The sequence below is a fragment of the Niallia sp. Man26 genome, from assembly GCF_022049065.2.
Classification (GTDB): Bacteria; Bacillota; Bacilli; order Bacillales; family Cytobacillaceae; genus Niallia.
Genome location: NZ_CP095743.1, coordinates 2,763,380 through 2,780,909, shown reverse-complemented (window position 1 = coordinate 2,780,909; position 17,530 = coordinate 2,763,380). Strand labels below are relative to the sequence as shown.

The 17,530-nt window shown below is 40.9% G+C and carries 20 protein-coding genes and 1 other annotated feature; of the genes, 18 read left to right on the top strand and 2 right to left on the bottom strand.

Annotation, left to right across the window (positions count from 1 at the left end):
• The first annotated feature begins 8 nt into the window (after nt 1-8).
• The 8 genes from L8T27_RS14120 (at nt 9) to pheA (ending at nt 6,295) form a co-directional block, all read left to right on the top strand.
• Nucleotides 9-1,550, top strand: coding sequence for an Rne/Rng family ribonuclease (locus L8T27_RS14120; RefSeq protein WP_237941752.1), 1,542 nt, complete (start codon nt 9-11; stop codon nt 1,548-1,550).
• 75 nt (nt 1,551-1,625) lie between these two features.
• Nucleotides 1,626-1,708, top strand: a sequence feature (ribosomal protein L21 leader region).
• A 15-nt stretch (nt 1,709-1,723) separates the two neighbouring features.
• Nucleotides 1,724-2,032: a 50S ribosomal protein L21 gene (rplU, locus tag L8T27_RS14115; protein ID WP_127737291.1), complete on the top strand. Its 309-nt coding sequence runs from the start codon at nt 1,724-1,726 to the stop codon at nt 2,030-2,032.
• 9 nt (nt 2,033-2,041) lie between these two features.
• Nucleotides 2,042-2,374: a ribosomal-processing cysteine protease Prp gene (locus L8T27_RS14110; protein ID WP_233313014.1), complete on the top strand. Its 333-nt coding sequence runs from the start codon at nt 2,042-2,044 to the stop codon at nt 2,372-2,374.
• Nucleotides 2,375-2,390: 16 nt separating this feature from the next.
• Nucleotides 2,391-2,681 carry a 50S ribosomal protein L27 gene (rpmA, locus tag L8T27_RS14105; RefSeq protein WP_016201696.1) on the top strand — a complete coding sequence of 97 codons (291 nt, stop codon included), beginning with the start codon at nt 2,391-2,393 and terminating at the stop codon, nt 2,679-2,681.
• 213 nt (nt 2,682-2,894) lie between these two features.
• On the top strand, nt 2,895-3,437 hold the full coding sequence (locus tag L8T27_RS14100) for a Spo0B C-terminal domain-containing protein (RefSeq protein ID WP_233313015.1): 543 nt from the start codon (nt 2,895-2,897) through the stop codon (nt 3,435-3,437).
• Nucleotides 3,438-3,501: 64 nt separating this feature from the next.
• The gene (obgE, locus tag L8T27_RS14095) at nt 3,502-4,791 is read left to right on the top strand and encodes a GTPase ObgE (RefSeq protein ID WP_233313016.1); all 1,290 of its coding nucleotides are present in this window, start codon (nt 3,502-3,504) and stop codon (nt 4,789-4,791) included.
• A gap of 94 nt (nt 4,792-4,885) precedes the next feature.
• On the top strand, nt 4,886-5,341 hold the full coding sequence (locus L8T27_RS14090; protein ID WP_127737300.1) for an ACT domain-containing protein: 456 nt from the start codon (nt 4,886-4,888) through the stop codon (nt 5,339-5,341).
• 96 nt (nt 5,342-5,437) lie between these two features.
• Nucleotides 5,438-6,295, top strand: coding sequence for a prephenate dehydratase (gene pheA, locus L8T27_RS14085; RefSeq protein ID WP_237941751.1), 858 nt, complete (start codon nt 5,438-5,440; stop codon nt 6,293-6,295).
• 36 nt (nt 6,296-6,331) lie between these two features.
• Here pheA and L8T27_RS14080 read toward each other — a convergent pair whose 3' ends face one another.
• Entirely contained in the window at nt 6,332-6,865 is a 534-nt protein-coding gene (locus tag L8T27_RS14080) for a transcription repressor NadR (RefSeq protein ID WP_233313018.1), read from the bottom strand.
• A gap of 298 nt (nt 6,866-7,163) precedes the next feature.
• Here L8T27_RS14080 and safA point away from each other — a divergent pair, with 298 nt between their 5' ends.
• The 10 genes from safA (at nt 7,164) to yajC (ending at nt 17,014) form a co-directional block, all read left to right on the top strand.
• The gene (gene safA, locus L8T27_RS14075) at nt 7,164-9,065 is read left to right on the top strand and encodes a SafA/ExsA family spore coat assembly protein (RefSeq protein ID WP_237941750.1); all 1,902 of its coding nucleotides are present in this window, start codon (nt 7,164-7,166) and stop codon (nt 9,063-9,065) included.
• On the top strand, nt 9,055-10,035 hold the full coding sequence (locus tag L8T27_RS14070; protein WP_233313020.1) for a phosphotransferase: 981 nt from the start codon (nt 9,055-9,057) through the stop codon (nt 10,033-10,035). Before safA ends, L8T27_RS14070 begins: the two co-directional genes overlap by 11 nt.
• Nucleotides 10,036-10,157: 122 nt before the next feature.
• The gene (locus L8T27_RS14065) at nt 10,158-10,778 is read left to right on the top strand and encodes a YhcN/YlaJ family sporulation lipoprotein (protein ID WP_237941749.1); all 621 of its coding nucleotides are present in this window, start codon (nt 10,158-10,160) and stop codon (nt 10,776-10,778) included.
• 244 nt (nt 10,779-11,022) lie between these two features.
• Nucleotides 11,023-11,928, top strand: a complete 906-nt coding sequence (locus tag L8T27_RS14060; protein WP_237941748.1) for an NAD-dependent epimerase/dehydratase family protein — start codon at nt 11,023-11,025, stop codon at nt 11,926-11,928.
• 103 nt (nt 11,929-12,031) lie between these two features.
• A complete protein-coding gene (locus tag L8T27_RS14055) occupies nt 12,032-12,538 on the top strand; it encodes an intercompartmental signaling factor BofC (RefSeq protein ID WP_233313023.1) in 507 nt (168 codons plus the stop codon).
• A gap of 219 nt (nt 12,539-12,757) precedes the next feature.
• Entirely contained in the window at nt 12,758-13,366 is a 609-nt protein-coding gene (ruvA, locus tag L8T27_RS14050; protein ID WP_233313024.1) for a Holliday junction branch migration protein RuvA, read from the top strand.
• Nucleotides 13,367-13,401: 35 nt separating this feature from the next.
• A complete protein-coding gene (gene ruvB / locus L8T27_RS14045) occupies nt 13,402-14,400 on the top strand; it encodes a Holliday junction branch migration DNA helicase RuvB (protein ID WP_233314697.1) in 999 nt (332 codons plus the stop codon).
• 77 nt (nt 14,401-14,477) lie between these two features.
• Nucleotides 14,478-15,506, top strand: coding sequence for a tRNA preQ1(34) S-adenosylmethionine ribosyltransferase-isomerase QueA (gene queA / locus L8T27_RS14040; RefSeq protein ID WP_233313025.1), 1,029 nt, complete (start codon nt 14,478-14,480; stop codon nt 15,504-15,506).
• A gap of 55 nt (nt 15,507-15,561) precedes the next feature.
• The gene (gene tgt / locus L8T27_RS14035; RefSeq protein WP_233313026.1) at nt 15,562-16,701 is read left to right on the top strand and encodes a tRNA guanosine(34) transglycosylase Tgt; all 1,140 of its coding nucleotides are present in this window, start codon (nt 15,562-15,564) and stop codon (nt 16,699-16,701) included.
• Nucleotides 16,702-16,729: 28 nt separating this feature from the next.
• Nucleotides 16,730-17,014, top strand: coding sequence for a preprotein translocase subunit YajC (yajC, locus tag L8T27_RS14030; RefSeq protein ID WP_233313027.1), 285 nt, complete (start codon nt 16,730-16,732; stop codon nt 17,012-17,014).
• 59 nt (nt 17,015-17,073) lie between these two features.
• On the opposite strand, the gene L8T27_RS14025 is transcribed toward yajC, so the two are convergent.
• Complete coding sequence (locus L8T27_RS14025) at nt 17,074-17,451, bottom strand: TIGR04086 family membrane protein (RefSeq protein ID WP_233314698.1); 378 nt, start codon at nt 17,449-17,451, stop codon at nt 17,074-17,076.
• Between the last annotated feature and the right edge of the window lie 79 nt (nt 17,452-17,530).

The window sequence follows — 17,530 nt, the reverse complement described above, 5'->3', positions numbered from 1 at the left end:
ATAAAGAGATGTCTGGTACAATCCAGACATCTCTTTATGCTGCTTCCTTTCATCTAGCTATTTCAGGTACAATAGAAGAATCATGGGAAAAAAGGATGAATGTATTGAAAAAGGTGTTAGTGAATATGAAAACGAGGGAAAAGCGATTTGCTTATCTCCTTGATACTAGACTAGAAAGATTGTATATTCAGCAGCCCCAGCAAAAGTCAGCTGTTGGCAATATTTATGCGGGCTTCGTAACAAAGGTTATACCTGGCATGAATGCTGCATTTGTCGATATTGGAGAAGAAAAAAATTGCTATTTGCAAAAGGATAAGCTCAGCTCCTATTCTGCGGACGATAGGGCATTAGAAGATAAAAAAGGCAGGAGCATCTCCGCATATGTGAAACAGGGTGAAAAGCTGCTCGTTCAAGTTGTCAAAGATGCGACTGGTACGAAGGGGCCGAAGCTGACAGGCATCATTGAACTGCAGAAGGAAAACCTTGTTTATATGCCGCAAGGACGTTACATAGCTGTTTCAAAAAAAATCGCTGACCCCAAAAAGCAAAAGCAAATGCGGGCAATTGGCAAAAAACTGACATCAGCACCAGAAGGTCTCATTTTCCGAACAAGTGCTGCTGATATGCTAGAAGACCAGCTTGCAGCAGAAGTTGATAGTCTACGACAGGAGCATCTCCGCTTAATGCAGAAAGCTGCCAGCACAAAAAGGCCGGCATTGCTGTTAGAAAAGGATGATTTTACAAAAGAGCTGTTTCGGATTTTTGAGCAGATGGAATCTGGAGAGGTGTTTGTAGATGTTCCAGAAGAAGCAAAAGCATGGAGCACTGCATTTCCCCACTTAAAGTTCCACTATCATGCTGATAAAGAAAGTTTATTTTCTGCCTTTCACGTGGACAAAGATATTCAAGATGCCCTGAAGAGAGTTGTATGGCTTGATAAAGGTGCCTATCTTATTATTGATGAAACAGAGGCAGCGACAGTTATAGATGTCAATACAGGTAAATTTGAAGGTAAGCATGATTTAGAGCAGACGGCTTTTGAGGCAAACCGTTTTGCTGCAATAGAAGCGGCAAGACAGCTGAAAATCAGGGATCTTTCAGGGATTATCTTAATAGATTTTATTGATATGCCAAAGGAAAACCAAAAGAAAATTGAAGAAATCATCAAAAATGAGCTGCAGAAGGATAGCAGACAAACGCGTGTGGTCGGCTTTACAGAGCTTGGCATACTACAAATCACCCGCAAAAAAACAATCATTCCATTAGCGGAAGCAGTTAAGACTAAATGTCCAGTCTGTGATGGTACAGGCTCTGTCATGAGTGCAGAAAGTGTGGCATTTAAGCTTGAGCGTGAATTATGGGAATATCAAAGAAGTGACCATGAAATGGTTGAGATTCAAGCAGGAGCCGAGGTTATCAACGTGTTTGCAGGAGAGAACAATGTCCATTTAAAGCGTTTGGAAGAAGCAATCGGCCTTCATATACACTTGGTCGAAGAAGCCTTCGCTCTTCCTCATTATCATATTAAGTATATCGGTCCCAAAAAATAGAGAGCTAGAAACAAAAACGATTGATTGACAGTATCCAAAAATCATGATAGTATTTTAATGTTGTTTGTAGCACCCGCTACGCTACAACCGCTCGGAACAGGTATACATAAGACTTTGTTCATACAAAGCGCCTGTGATTGGCGAGTCTTAGTCTAACAAGGAGGTGCAGTTTAATGTACGCAATTATTGAAACAGGCGGAAAGCAAATCAAAGTTGAAGAAGGTCAAGCTATCTACATTGAGAAATTAAACAGTGAAGCTGGTGAGACAGTTACTTTCGACCGTGTTCTTTTCGTTGGCGGAGAAAATGTAAAAGTAGGAAGCCCAGTTGTTGAAGGAGCTACTGTTACAGCTAAAGTTGAAAAACAAGGCCGTCAAAAGAAAATCATCGTTTTCAAATACAAAGCGAAGAAAAACTATCATAAAAAGCAAGGTCATCGTCAACCGTACACTAAAGTTGTTATCGAAAAAATCAACGCGTAAGGTGTTTGTATGATCGATATTACGATTAACAAAACAGATTCAGGCTTGATTGAATCATTTACGATAAGCGGTCATGCCTTGTTTGCTAATCACGGGAATGATATTGTCTGCGCTGGAGTCTCAGCTGTCTCCATTGGAGCGATTAATGCTGTAATCTCCATTACAGGCATTACACCTGATATTGAGCAAGGCAAAGATGGCGGATTTTTGAGCTGCAGCATACCTGCACATATCGCGGAAGATACCCGAGAAAGAATTCAGCTTCTTTTAGAGGGTATGGTTGTTTCCTTAGAAACGATTGAACGTGATTATGGCAAGCATGTTGCTATCAAATATAATTAAATAGGAGGTGGAACGAATGTTAAGATTAGATCTTCAGTTTTTTGCATCGAAAAAAGGGGTAGGTTCTACAAAGAACGGTCGTGACTCCATTTCTAAACGTTTAGGTGCTAAACGTGCAGACGGTCAATTAGTAACTGGTGGAAGCATTCTTTACCGTCAACGCGGTACAAAAATCTATCCAGGAGTAAACGTTGGTCGTGGTGGCGATGATACACTATTCGCAAAAGTTGACGGAATCGTTAAATTTGAGCGTCTTGGTCGTGATCGCAAACAAGTTAGCGTATACCCAGTAGCACAAGAAGCATAAGTTTCTTATGAAAAGGCTGGCTCTTTTGGAGTCAGTCTTTTATTTTTTCATTCTATTTCAGCACTTAGACAGACAGCATTTATGCTCTCTGTCTAAGTGCTGAAAGAAAAGATTTGCATTTTTTTGCTATATTTTTACGTGTCGTTTCATTTTTTGTTATACTTACATACGAGAAAGTCTTCTGACACTAAATAACCGTGTAGGAGTACGATAATGAACAAAGACTGGGAAAGAATCGAATTTTTGAGACATGTACGCCATGATTGGCTGAATAAAATCCAATTGATTAAAGGAAATATGGCATTAAACAAAAAAGACCGCGTGGAAGAGATTATTGATGATATTATTTTGGAAGCGCAGCAGGAAGCAAAATTGTCCAATTTGGATATCCCTGCTTTTGCGACAAAAATACTGACTTCCAATTGGGAAAACTATTCATTCCGTCTGGAATACGAAGTGCTGAATGATGAAAAGTGTCGATACATAGAAGACTTGGCATTGACTGGCTGGACAAGCCGATTTTTTTCCATTTTGGATGGCAGCATTAAAAAATATCACGATAATCACCTTTCTGTGTCAATTGAGCCCCAATTGGCGGAAACCCGATTGTTTTTTGATTTTAGCGGAATAATAGAAGAGAAACAGCAGCTTATCCATTTTTTACAGGAAGAGCTGCAAGATGGTTTTTACGTGCAAAACAGTGAAATTTCAGATGAGGAATTAACGATAGAGCTGCTAATAAAGCAGCATCCATAAAATTCCCTACATTACTTGTATTTCGATTCATAGGCATACTGCCTAACTAGGAGGAAGTTGTAAAATGTTTGTTGATCAGGTCAAGATATACGTGAAAGGCGGAGACGGCGGAAATGGAATGGTTGCCTTTCGCAGAGAGAAATATGTTCCTAAAGGCGGACCAGCTGGCGGAGACGGCGGTAACGGCGCAGATGTAATTTTTGAAGTGGAAGAAGGCTTGCGTACATTGATGGATTTCCGTTATAAGCGCCACTTTAAGGCACCCCGCGGAGAGCATGGAATGAGCAAAAACCAGCACGGCAAAAACTCTAAGGATATGATTGTTAAGGTTCCACCGGGCACAGTCGTTGCTGATGCGGAAACAGGAGAAACAATTGCTGATTTGACGAAGCACGGCCAGCAGGCTGTAATTGCCCGCGGCGGACGCGGCGGACGAGGTAACTCACGCTTTGCAAGCCCGTCAAATCCAGCTCCTGAGCTTTCTGAAAACGGCGAGCCGGGACAAGAGCGTGAAGTTACATTAGAGCTTAAAGTATTGGCAGACGTAGGGCTTGTTGGCTTTCCAAGTGTCGGAAAATCAACATTGCTTTCTGTTGTGTCTGCAGCAAAGCCGAAAATCGCTGATTATCATTTCACGACAATCGTCCCAAATTTAGGGATGGTAGAAACAGAAGATAGCAGAAGCTTTGTTATGGCTGATTTGCCAGGACTGATTGAAGGTGCACACTCTGGTGTCGGCCTAGGTCACCAGTTCTTGCGCCATATTGAGCGCACAAGAGTTATTGTCCATGTTGTCGACATGGCGGCAATTGAAGGCAGAGATCCTTTCGAAGATTATATTACGATCAATAAGGAGCTCCAGGAATACAATATGCGTCTTTTAGAAAGACCGCAAATTATTGTAGCTAATAAAATGGACATGCCGGATGCAGAAGAGAACTTGAAGGTCTTCAAGGAAAAACTCGAAGAGGATTATCCAATCTTCCCAGTATCTGCCTTAACGAGAACAGGTTTACGTGATTTGCTGTTTGCAGTAGCTGATAAGTTAGAGCACACACCAGAATTTCCGCTTGAGGAAGTCGAGGAAGAGGCTGGAGTTCACCGCGTATTGTATAAGCATGAAGCAGATGAGCGTCAGTTCTTTATTTCTAGAGACTCTGACGGAAGCTTTGTCCTTACTGGGGAAGGAATTGAAAAGCTGTTCAAGATGACTGACTTCTCTAGAGATGAATCTGTGAACAGATTTGCTCGCCAGTTGAGAGGTATGGGTGTGGATGAAGAGCTAAGACAGCGCGGTGCTAAGGATGGAGACATCGTTAAATTAATGGATTATGAATTCGAGTTCATTGATTAATTTTTCCTTTAAGATTATGTAATAAACTAAATTTGCTGACTCCATGGGAATCTTCCCATGGAGGTTTCCCTTTAGCTTAAGAGAGGTTGAGCGAATGAAACAGAATAAGTTGGACCAGCGTTTTTTTCTTGTCCGTGAGGATGTTCTTTCAGAGGCGATGAAGAAAACATTGGAAGCAAAGGAATTGCTGGAACGGGGCAAGGCAGAATCTGTTTTTGATGCAGTTCAAAAAGTCGATTTAAGCAGAAGTGCCTTTTATAAGTACAGAGATACAATTTTCCCCTTTCATACAGTCGTGAAGGAACGTCTGATTACGTTATTCTTTTATATTGAGGATCGTTCAGGTACGCTTTCTAAACTGTTGAATGTTGTTGCATCAGGAGGATGCAATGTATTGACAATCCATCAGACTATACCGCTGCAGGGACGGGCAAATGTGACCCTTTCCTTAAATACAGCTGAAATGGAAATATCCATTGATGCATTACTCGAAAGACTGCGAATGCTTGAGTTTGTCGAGAAAGTGGAAGTTTTAAGCTCAGGAGCATAATCTGCTCCCTTTTTCTTTTTTGAAAAAAGATGCATTTATACAATGAGAATTCAGAATTATACATAAATAGTGCTTTTAAGTTGGAGGAGAAGGAAATTGAAAGTAGGGTATCTAGGACCGAAAGCAACATTTACGAATATAGCAGTAAATAAAATGTTTCCAAATGCAGAGAAGCTTCCGTATATGACAATCCCGAATTGTATGGATGCTGTAATGAAAGGCGAAGTAGAGGCTGCTCTTGTGCCTGTTGAGAACACATTAGAAGGCTCTGTTAATATCACGCTGGATTATTTAATTCATGAGGTGGACATTCCGATTAAAGGAGAAATTACTGTTCCAATTAAACAGCATTTAATGGTGCATCCAAACTTTAAAGACCGTTGGAAAGATGCAGAGGTTGTATTCAGTCACTCCCATGCGATTGCCCAATGTCACCGGTTTTTGCATGCTGAATGGAATGGAATCAGATGTGAAAATACAACATCAACAGCAGCCGCAGCTCAATACATAAAGGAAAATCCCAACCTCGCTGCTGCATCAATCGGCAATGAATTGACTGCAGTTGAATATGGACTTGAAATAGTCAAACGGAATATCCATGATTTTGATAATAACCATACACGCTTTATCATTATTTCCAAAAAGGATACTGCCTTTCAACCGGTTGACTGCATTCATCTTGGCTATAAAACTAGCTTAATGGTCTCCCTTCCTGCCGATGAGTCTGGTGCTCTGCATCAAGTCTTGTCTGCATTCGCATGGCGCAAGCTGAACTTAGTTAAGATTGAATCAAGACCTACTAAGACTGGTCTTGGCAATTACTTCTTTATTATTGACATTGATCGGGAGCTTGATGATGTCCTCATCCCTGGTGCAATGTCCGAACTAGAAGCGATTGGCTGTGATGTAAAGCTGCTCGGATCATACCCGTTTTATGCAGGAGCAAAAAGTTAAGGAGCCCAAAATTGTTGGGCTCCCTTTTTAAATAAATTAGTCTTCTAGTCCAATTAAGAAGCCGGCATTTCGCAATGCAGTTTCGGCATCAATAAGCGCCTCTTTAGAAGGAGCTGTTAATGTGTGTAAATGAATGCCGGACGTCAGCTGTGATAGATAGACAGCATTTGTGCTTTTAATCTTTTTCATAAATTGCTGTACTTCCTTCCGGTTTGACACAAGGATGGAGGCAGTTAAATCACCGTAAACAGGATGTTCGATTTTAACATCTTTTACTGTTACTCCAAAATCCACTATGATATTTAACTCTTCCTCTGTTTTTTCGGGAGGGTGGTTGCAGGCAATGATTTTTTCATGCAGCTCTGGTTTAGATTGCTGCAAATACAAATATCCTTGACTAGTGGCGATAATCGGTTCATTTTTTGCCTTCAGCAAGGTAATATCTCCGACAATAATCTGTCTGCTGACACTTGTCAGCCGTGACAGCTCGCTGCCTGTAAAAGGACGGTTATTTTCTTTAAGCAAGGATAGTATAAAGCTTCTTCTTTCCTCTCCAAGCATTTTTTCCATGTAATTCCTCCTTCATAATCTTTCTTAAATGGATATAAGCTTGCTATATATCGTTTTAAGGCATTTTAAATGATATTTTCAGGTATCTTGTCCTATTTTACCAAACTATTTGCTGTGACCGCCATCAATATCAATTTTTCCTTATAAACACTGATAATGCGGCAATATACTGTCAAAGAACATTTCTAAAGACAGCACATAATTACTGAGAAAAGCGCATAAATTTTTCTGAAGAACAATAACACTTTTTCCGCGACAACATAGACTATATGGACATATGCATAGGAGGGAATCTATAGTGAAGATCCATATCGTACAAAAGGGGGATACTCTTTGGGAAATCGCCAAGAAGTATGGCGTTAACTTTGAAGAGTTGAAAATGTTAAATTCCCAGCTAAGTAATCCAGATATGATTATGCCCGGTATGAAAGTTAAAGTTCCGACTGCTGGCGGCAGTATAAAAAAAGAAGCGCCAATAGCAGGTATGAAGAAGGAGCAGCCAATCATAAAGGAACAGCCAATCATAAAGGAACAACCGATAGTGAAAGAGCAGCCAATCATAAAAGAACAGCCAATCATAAAAGAACAGCCTAAAAAAGAAATGCCGAAAAAAGAAAAACCGAAGGAAAAGCCGTATACTCCAAAAATGCCTACACCAATTATTCCAGAAATTGATATTCACAATTATTATTCCATGAATATGACAAATATTGATGTAGAAGTGGATATTGAAGAAAAACCTGTCCCGCCAAAGCCTGTAAATATTGTACCTGTAAAGGAAGAACCAAAGGCAGAGGTCTGTCCGCCGATTATTCCATATCAGCCATATTGTTATGAAATATCGCCAATGATGCCAGGTTCAGGCTTCCCGCCAGGTGTATGCATTCCAGAAGGAGTTCCGATGGATTATTATCCTGTCCAACATGCTAGCATGCCAGGGGCGATGCCGATGCAGGGAATCAAACATAAATGGGAAGAATCTTCATCTTCTTATGCGTCGCCATTCACACCAGCAGCACAACCGTTTCAACATGCAAATATTGGCACAAATCCAGTAGCTGGTCATAAAGAGATGCCAGTCCAGCAGCCGTTTCAACATGGACTTCAGCCAATGCACCATAATCACATGCACTCTTCTTATGATATGCATGAATCGTCTTCTGATTATGCAAATGTTGCTCCAGCATCATACCAAGCACCGGTTCAGCTTCCATATCAGGAGGATTGCGGCTGTGGCGGGCCTGCTGTGCCATACCCAGGTCAAGTTTATGGCAGTGACCAATTCGCTCCTGGTACAGCAGGAATGCAGCAAGGCTTTAATCCAGGAATGGGAATGGGTGGCGAAATGGCATTCGGAGGAATGCCAGGAATGCAACAAGGCTTCGATCCAGGAATGATGGGAGGCCAGCCGCCATTTGGAGGAATGCCGGGCGGAGATCAATTCGCTGAAATGCCAGGAATGCAGCAAGGCTTTAACCCAGGAATGATGGGAGGCCAGCCGCCATTTGGAGGAATGCCGGGCGGAGACCAATTCGGAGGAATGCCAGGAGGGCAGCAAGGCTTTAACCCAGGAATGATGGGAGGCCAGCCGCCATTTTCGGGAATGCCGGGCGGAGACCAATTCGGAGGAATGCCAGGAGGGCAGCAAGGCTTCAACCCAGGAATGATGGGAGGCCAGCCGCCATTTTCGGGAATGCCTGGCGGAGACCAATTCGGAGGAATGCCAGGAGGGCAGCAAGGCTTTAACCCAGGAATGATGGGAGGCCAGCCACCATTTTCGGGAATGCCGGGTGGAGACCAATTCGGAGGAATGCCAGGAATGCAGCAAGGCTTCAACCCAGAAATGGGCGGCTTACCAATGACAGGAGGTCCAGGTTATCCATTTGGAGGTACAATGCCTGGTGGCTTTATGCAAGAACCACCATACCCCCAAGGTGCGCTAGGAAACGTGCCAATGCAAAACACTATGGGTGAGATGGGCACTGGAATGCCTGGGATGCAAGGAATGCCAAGCGGAACTGCAGGAGCTCGTGATGTAATGGGATCTCCTATATTTGGACCAGGCGGCAATGCGCCAATCTTTGCACCTCCATTTCAAGGAAATGGTCAGCCCCCATTAGTTCATCCGTATGGAATTAATGAGGTAACTCCATTTGGCATGCCTCGTTATTTAGACGAAAGCAGCGATTATGAAAATTAATAGTAGAGGAGACGATGATTCAGTCTATCGTCTCCTCGCTTTATTACAAAATAAGCTGCCTTATCCAGTAAAGGATTTGAAACGCATCCGCAAACAAGTATATTTGGTAGTGACAGATTATGCTTGGCTAATCCTTAAAGAGTTCCCAAGCTATAAAAAACTAAAAATCCAAGAGGCATTCACAAACTCGCTTCACTATGAAGGATTTCATGCAACCTATCGCTTCTTCTCTTTTGAACAAGATCCTATTATTATTGATAACCGAATATATGGCTGCATTGAATACATACCTGGAAGCCTTAAGCCTTTCTCCTATATGGATAAAGACAGCAGAAACGAGGCTTTATCGTTAATGGGCCATTATTATAATTGCACAGAAAGGCTAGTCGATACTTATCGATATATTTTGCCTGACTTTGATATTTTTGAAAAGTGGTCAGAAAGAGGTAACCAGTTTAAGCTAAACTTGCCTGTTGCCGCCCAATTTTTAAAAGGAGACATTCTCCAAGAATTAAATGGTTGGATAGATTGGTCTCTATATCATTTGGAAAGAGAAAGAGACAATATTAAAAACCAAAAAAAAGTGATTTTGCATGGAGATGTTGCACATCATAACTTTCACCGCGGCCTTAATGGAGAGCTGTATTTAATTGACTTTGACCTTATTAGTATTGGACCTAAAAGCATGGATTATTTACAATATGCCAATCGGATTTTGCCGCTAATTGGGTGGTCACATCATCAGCTTCAAAAAATAAGCTTGCTTCAGCCATTTTTAAATGAAAGATCCTTTTTAATTGGGCTTGCTTTTCCTACAGATGTACTGCGGGAATGGAACAGGATTATTAGACAAAACAAGCTTAATAATGAGCTGGCCAGAAACCATGTAGTAGAGCTTACAGAGCAGCAATTCTCCAAAAGAAGAAAATTTGTGCAAAAAATGATGAAGTTAGCAGACCGCTTTCAATAGCTTTCCCTATCTTGATTAAACGAAAATGCCTATACTTAACAGCATGAAAGGTTCCTGATTCGCAGAAAATAATTTTGAGCTTTATTTGCTCAAAATGAATTGTGAAAGGGAGTATGCGAAGGATGAAGTGGATGAAAGCGGCAGCTCCATTTACGCTGTCTCTCATGCTGTTGACAGGGTGCGCCAATACGGACCAGGATTTAAATAATAGTGAAAATGATATACCCCTAGGCTATTACTCAAACGAAAGACATGAACAGGAGAGTACAGGGAATGCAAGGGTGTTAGGCAATCAAGATAATGACGGACCTTTGACAGAGGCAATGGACCACACCTTTGGATTAGAAGGGCAGCAAAACCGTGCTAATGCGAGCAATATAAATGATCAAACATCGCTTGGCAATAACGAGGAAAGCTACAATACAGAACTTGCAGACAAGATTAACAATGCTGCCTTAAAAGTAAAAAATGTAAAAGATGTTCGAACTGTTGTTTATAATGATAATGTGTTAGTGGCATTAGAAGTAAATAACAGAAAAACAATCACTACTACTAAAGCAGATGTCAGAAAAAATATAGGCAGTTATATAAAGGGAAAAGAAACATCCATTGTAACAGATAAAGGGATTTTTCTTAATATAGATAGTATTAATAAAGGAATTCGCAAACGTCTTCCTGAAAAAACGATAGACAGGAATAAACGTAATATTATTAAAAAAGCAGATCCAACAAGCAATTTATAAATAAAAAGCTGATTTTAAAAGAAGTTTCTTTTAAAGTCAGCTTTTTTTGTGAAAGTGAGATTTATTAATAAATGTTCTTAATTAATAACATTTTACAGGCAAAAGAGGCAATTGAATCTTATAATTGTTCGATATAATGAAAAAATACAAAGATTTTCCTTTCCATAATGAAATGTTTGCTTTATAATGAAAGAAACATTCGTTATAGAGAACAATTGAAGAACGTAAGGTGGAGGGACAAATCGTGAAGGTACTTGTGACTGGGGGAGCCAGCAATAGCATGGCATTTGAAGTGATCATGAAGCTTATAAAAAAGGGGATAGATGTAGTAATTGCCGATAACTGTGAATGGAAGTTCACATCTCCGTTCCACAGTAATATTACTTATTATCATACAGCGCTTGATAAGGAGCTTTTAACACCTATTTTACAAAAGGAAAAGGTAGAAGTTGCACTACATTTCAAAAGTGAACCTATCACATCAAATAAAATAAAAGACTCCTTCGACCAGTCGGAAGAGAATATTCACACAACGATGCATGTACTCGAAGCTTGTGCGGAAGCTAAAGTGAAAAAGGTGATTTTTCCTAGTACGATCTCTGTTTATGGCAATCAATCAGATGTGGCTGTGGAAGATTCATTTTTAGACCCTATTCTTTTTGAAGGCCTTTCGAAAAAAGTGGAAGAGAAATATGTCATGCATTATCACAAGCTTTACGGCTTGGACTTTTCTATTTTAAGGTTCGCTGATATATATGGAATAGATAATGGCGGATATATAGCAGAAAATATCGAGAGAGCAATAGATGGACATGCACCCCTTATCAATGGAACAGGACAAGAACTGCGAAACTTTCTTTATATCGATGATGCTGTCGATGCTATTTTAGCTGCTTTAACTAATGGAGATAATCAGGTCATAAATATTGCAGCAGACTCTATGCACAGTTTGGAAGAAGCGGCGGTTTGTGTAAGTGAGACGGTTGGAAAGTTAGAGCCGGTTTATGATAGAGAAGAGGAGACATTAGTTTCCACTTGCCCTGTATCGACTCATAAAGCAAAAGAACTATTAGGCTGGGAAGCAAAAATCCCGCTGTGGGAGGGGCTGCAAAAAACCTTAGAGAAAACCGAGGTAAGAAAGCATTTTTAAAGTTTGTTATTTTGTAAAAAATTTATTCGCATGTTTTTAGATAATATGGTGAGACTAATAGGGAATTTAAGTTTGTTCTAGTAAGTTAAAGAGGTGGTTCATAATGAAAACCAGATTCCTTTTATTGTTCTCTATTCTTCTTATCATTCTATTATCTGCATCTCCCGGGTGGGGAAATGGAGCTCATGCACAGTCTCCGAAGAAGTTTTCTGTTATGTTGCAGAGAGTATATTTGGACGGGGAAGTTAGTGAAGAGTGTGTAGAGGAAACAATATGGTCGATGGAAGATTTCTGGTCTAAATATGAGAATTGGCAGCTGGTGAATATGGATAGTCACCAATTTGTCTTTAGACAGGAAATGGACGATATTTCTCCATTGCTTAAAGCGAATGGCTATTTCGGAGTATCAGCAGAAGGCGTTTTAGGCGTTTATAATGGTAAGCCGAATAAGTCGAATATTATTCAATCCTTCTTCCAAATAGATTTGGAGAAGCTGGAATCAAAGCAGCAAAAAAATCTGCAAAATGGGATTCCGATTAAGAATAAAAACCGCTATGTGGAAGTGCTTGAGACATTTAAAAATCTTGATACAAACAATCAAGCAAATTAACAATGGATAGTCAAACAGGCTAATCGAAAGAATGGGGAAACTTTCGATTGCCTAAAAAGTCTTATTAGGAGCCTTTAAAACCATTATTTTTAAAAGTGGTTTTTTTGTGTTTTATAAAAGCTATTTTTTTGGAATTTTACGAAAATATCTTATATGGTAGTTTTTCTTTATTGTATGCTAAAATAGTCTTTATAGCTTTAATAAGGGAGCGAAAAGGATTTGTACGAATATATTAAAGGGAAAATAGAGTATATTGGACCTGAATACATAGTGGTTGAAAATAATGAAATCGGTTATCAAATTAAGACTCCGAACCCATTCTCTTTTTCTTCCTTATCAAACCAGAAAATCACTGTTTATACGTATCATTATGTAAGAGAAGATATTATAAGCTTATATGGTTTCCGGTCAAAGGATGAAAAGACATTATTTATAAAGCTGCTTAATGTTTCTGGTATCGGACCAAAGGGCGCTCTTGCTATTCTGGCTTCAGGACAGCCGGATCAAGTAATTTCTGCTATTGAAAATGAGGATGAGGCATTTCTTGTGAAGTTTCCTGGTGTCGGCAAAAAGACAGCAAGACAAATGATTCTTGACTTAAAAGGGAAGCTGTCAGATATCATGCCGGATTTCTTTCCAGACTTGTTCAATGTGGAAGAAGTGGAACAGAAAAAAGCTGGCGAGTCTCTTCTTGATGAAGCACTGCTTGCATTGTCTGCGCTCGGATACACGGACAGAGAGGTTAAAAGAGTTATACCACAATTGAAAAAAGAACAGCTTACAACAGACGAATATATCAAACTGGCGTTAAAGCTGCTGCTTAAGTAATCGGAGATATCTTTTAAGGAGAGGAGTGGAATATGTTGGATGATCGCATCGTATCTGGAGAAGCCGATTCATTAGAAGTTTCCTTTGAACAAAGTTTGCGTCCCCTTCAATTAAAAGAGTATATCGGTCAGGATAAAGTCAAAGATAATTTGGAAGTGTTTATTAAAGCTGCTAAATTTAGGGAAGAAGCCCTTGACCATGTCCTTTTATATGGACCGCCAGGCTTAGGAAAAACAACATTGGCAACAATTATCGCTAATGAAATGGGCGTTAATATCAGGACGACTGCCGGACCGGCAATTGAAAGGCCGGGTGATTTGGCCGCCATCCTCACCGCCCTTGAGCCTGGAGATGTTCTTTTTATTGATGAAATACATCGGCTTCCCCGAGCTATCGAAGAGGTACTTTATCCAGCCATGGAAGATTACTGCCTCGATATTGTGATTGGAAAAGGGCCTAGTGCAAGATCTGTGCGCCTTGATCTGCCGCCGTTTACACTAGTTGGTGCAACGACAAGAGCTGGCTCCGTATCTGCGCCGCTGCGAGACCGTTTCGGCGTCTTGAGCAGGCTTGAGTATTATCAAGAGGAACAGCTGAAAAGTATTGTCGTTCGTACGGCACAAGTGCTCCAAGTAGATATACATGACGGGGCTGCATGGGAAATCGCGCGAAGGTCGAGAGGAACACCGAGGATTGCAAACCGATTGCTGAGAAGGGTCAGAGACTTTGCTCAAGTAAAAGGTGATGGAAGTATTACGGAAAAACTTGCCCATGATTCTTTAGAACTTTTGCAAGTCGACCGTTTAGGTTTAGACCATATTGACCATAAATTATTAATAGGTATGATTCATAAATTTAGAGGCGGTCCTGTCGGTTTAGAGACAATTGCAGCGACGATCGGGGAAGAGGCGCACACGATTGAGGATGTGTATGAACCGTATTTACTGCAGATTGGTTTTCTGCAGCGGACACCTCGAGGCCGTGTCGTTACCGATTTAGCCTATGAGCATTTAAATATTACCAAAGAAGTATAACGAATCATGGCACGCTCATTATAGCCATGATTCCAGTTTGAATACAATAGTTTTTAAAAGAGAAAAGGTGAAGTATAGTGAAAGTAGATTTATTTGATTTTCATCTGCCAGAAGAATTGATTGCACAAGTGCCTTTAAAGGATAGGACTAGCAGCAGGCTAATGGTGGTAGATAAGGAAACAGGAAGCTTAGAACACCGTACATTCAAGGATATTATTGAATACATAAACCCAGGAGATTGCCTTGTTCTTAATGACACGAGAGTATTGCCTGCAAGACTGCACGGAGAAAAGGAAGATACAGGTGCGCATATTGAGGTCCTTCTTCTTAAACAGCAAGAAGGAGAGCAATGGGAAACATTAGTGAAGCCTGCAAAGCGTGTTAAGAAGGGGACAGTTATCTCCTTTGGCGACGGTAAGCTGAGGGCTGTTTGTAAAGAAGAGCTTGAACATGGTGGCAGAATTCTTGAGTTTGTTTATGATGGAATCTTTTACGAAATTCTCGATGAGCTTGGCGAAATGCCGCTGCCTCCATACATAAAAGAAACGCTGGACGATCAAGACAGATATCAAACGGTATATGCTAAGGAAAGAGGATCGGCTGCTGCACCAACTGCCGGCCTTCATTTCACAGAGGAGCTGCTAGAGGAGCTTAAGCAAAAAGGAGTTCATATTGCATTTATCACATTGCATGTTGGTCTTGGCACATTCCGTCCAGTGAATGTGGAAGATATTGATAAACATGAAATGCATGCAGAGTTCTATCAGATTACTGCAGGCACCGCTAAGCTGCTAAATAAGGTGCGGGAAAGTGGCGGGCGTATTTTGTCTGTCGGCACAACTTCCACACGCACATTAGAGACAATTGCCACAGCAAATGACGGTCAATTTGTGGAAAGCAGCGGCTGGACAAGCATTTTTATATACCCAGGATATGAGTTCAAAGGGATTGACGGCATGATCACTAATTTCCATTTGCCAAAATCGACGCTTATCATGCTAGTAAGCGCACTTGCCGGCAGGGAACATATTCTTCATGCATATGAGACTGCTGTTAAAGAACACTACCGCTTCTTCAGCTTTGGAGATGCTATGTTCATCCGCTAAAAAGCAGCAGCTGCAAATTCTTATTGGTGGATTTTTAAATAAAGGAGATTTTACATTGACTGCAATACGTTATGAATTAATTAAGACGTGTAAACAAACAGGAGCAAGGCTTGGTATCGTGCACACTCCGCACGGTTCCTTTGAAACTCCTACATTTATGCCTGTCGGTACATTGGCGACAGTAAAAACGATGGCGCCAGAAGACTTGAAGACTATGGGTGCAAATATTATCTTGAGCAATACGTATCATTTATGGCTCCGCCCTGGTCATGAAATTGTGAAAGAGGCGGGAGGCCTGCACAAATTCATGAATTGGGACAAAGCGATTTTGACTGATTCAGGCGGTTTCCAAGTGTTCTCATTAAGTGATTTCCGCAAAATTGAGGAAGAGGGAGTTCATTTTAGAAATCACCTAAATGGAGATAAGCTGTTCCTTTCACCTGAAAAAGCGATGGAAATCCAAAATGCGTTAGGTTCAGACATTATGATGGCATTTGATGAATGTCCGCCATATCCTGCAGAGTATGACTATATGAAAGCATCGGTAGAGCGTACATCAAGATGGGCTGAGCGTTGTTTGAAAGCACATGGCAGACCAGAGGACCAAGGCTTGTTCGGAATCATCCAAGGTGGAGAATATGAAGAGCTGCGCAAACAGAGTGCAAGAGATCTTGTATCTTTAGACTTCCCAGGCTATGCAGTCGGCGGCCTTTCTGTCGGCGAGCCGAAGGATGTTATGAACCGAGTGCTTGAGTTCACAACACCATTAATGCCGGATAATAAGCCGCGTTACTTAATGGGTGTTGGTTCACCTGATTCCTTAATAGATGGGGCAATCAGAGGGATTGATATGTTTGACTGTGTTCTTCCGACACGCATTGCCCGCAACGGCACATGCATGACAAGCGAGGGCAGACTTGTAGTGAAAAACGCAAAATATGCTAGAGATTTCGGGCCGCTTGACCCGGAATGCGACTGCTATACATGCAAAAACTACAGCCGAGCTTACATCCGTCATTTAATCAGATGTGATGAAACTTTCGGAATAAGACTTACATCTTACCATAATCTCTATTTTCTGTTAAACTTAATGGAGAATGTCAGACAAGCGATTCGTGAAGATCGATTGGGGGACTTCAAAGAAGAGTTTTTCGAGCGCTACGGCTTCAATAAGCCAAATGCTAGAAACTTTTAAATAGAGAATTTGAAAGGAGGGGAAATGAATGCAAAACATTATGGGGCTACTACCATTTATTTTAATGTTTGTTCTATTCTACTTTTTGCTTATCCGTCCGCAGCAAAAGCGTCAAAAAGCGGTAAGGCAAATGCAGAGTGATTTGAAAAAAGGGGACAAGATTGTCACGATTGGCGGACTTCATGGCACAGTCGATGCAATCGATGAAGGCACTGTTGTTCTTAAGTCTCCAGACGGAAGCCGTCTGACTTTTGACCGCAATGCAGTTCGTGAAGTTCTGGAATCTTCCAGCACTGTCCTGGACAAAGCATAATACAAATAGCTGGAAGCAAGTTTTGCTGCCAGCTTTTTTTAATGTAAAGTTATTCTCCATTAAGATTTCGAAAGATTAACTCCTAATATGCCGCCCATCATCGCGATCAGCGTATAGCAAACATGGTAAATGAACTGCTCGAAAGTAAAGAGCTGATCCAAGCCTAAAAAGCTGAACAAGAACACTATCAGGAAATAAATCAAGCCTGTTATCCCCCCGAGAAACCAGCCCTTTTGCTTACCTTTCCCACCAGATATAAACCCTCCTGCAAACAAAGTAATAAACGACACAGCAGTGATTATGTATTGCAAGGATGCTTCCTGAAGGGAAGTGAATCTCAGCAGCAAGGAAAAGACAATGCTGCTTGTAATAAATAGGGTAAAGATCGCTATCAGGCCATATAATACAGCACTGCCGACATTTTTGCTTTCTTCGATCTTGAACCTCTCCTTTCAACCATTTTCTTTTTTAATGAGACAATCTTGGAGTTTCATACTAGTACAAGCATATTCGCCA

Coding starts and splice junctions, on each gene's coding strand:
- L8T27_RS14120 (WP_237941752.1), top strand. CDS start 9: ATGTCTGGTACAATCCAGACATCTCTTTATGCTGCTTCCTTTCATCTA.
- rplU (WP_127737291.1), top strand. CDS start 1,724: ATGTACGCAATTATTGAAACAGGCGGAAAGCAAATCAAAGTTGAAGAA.
- L8T27_RS14110 (WP_233313014.1), top strand. CDS start 2,042: ATGATCGATATTACGATTAACAAAACAGATTCAGGCTTGATTGAATCA.
- rpmA (WP_016201696.1), top strand. CDS start 2,391: ATGTTAAGATTAGATCTTCAGTTTTTTGCATCGAAAAAAGGGGTAGGT.
- L8T27_RS14100 (WP_233313015.1), top strand. CDS start 2,895: ATGAACAAAGACTGGGAAAGAATCGAATTTTTGAGACATGTACGCCAT.
- obgE (WP_233313016.1), top strand. CDS start 3,502: ATGTTTGTTGATCAGGTCAAGATATACGTGAAAGGCGGAGACGGCGGA.
- L8T27_RS14090 (WP_127737300.1), top strand. CDS start 4,886: ATGAAACAGAATAAGTTGGACCAGCGTTTTTTTCTTGTCCGTGAGGAT.
- L8T27_RS14080 (WP_233313018.1), bottom strand. CDS start 6,865: ATGGAAAAAATGCTTGGAGAGGAAAGAAGAAGCTTTATACTATCCTTG.
- L8T27_RS14070 (WP_233313020.1), top strand. CDS start 9,055: ATGAAAATTAATAGTAGAGGAGACGATGATTCAGTCTATCGTCTCCTC.
- L8T27_RS14065 (WP_237941749.1), top strand. CDS start 10,158: ATGAAGTGGATGAAAGCGGCAGCTCCATTTACGCTGTCTCTCATGCTG.
- L8T27_RS14055 (WP_233313023.1), top strand. CDS start 12,032: ATGAAAACCAGATTCCTTTTATTGTTCTCTATTCTTCTTATCATTCTA.
- yajC (WP_233313027.1), top strand. CDS start 16,730: ATGCAAAACATTATGGGGCTACTACCATTTATTTTAATGTTTGTTCTA.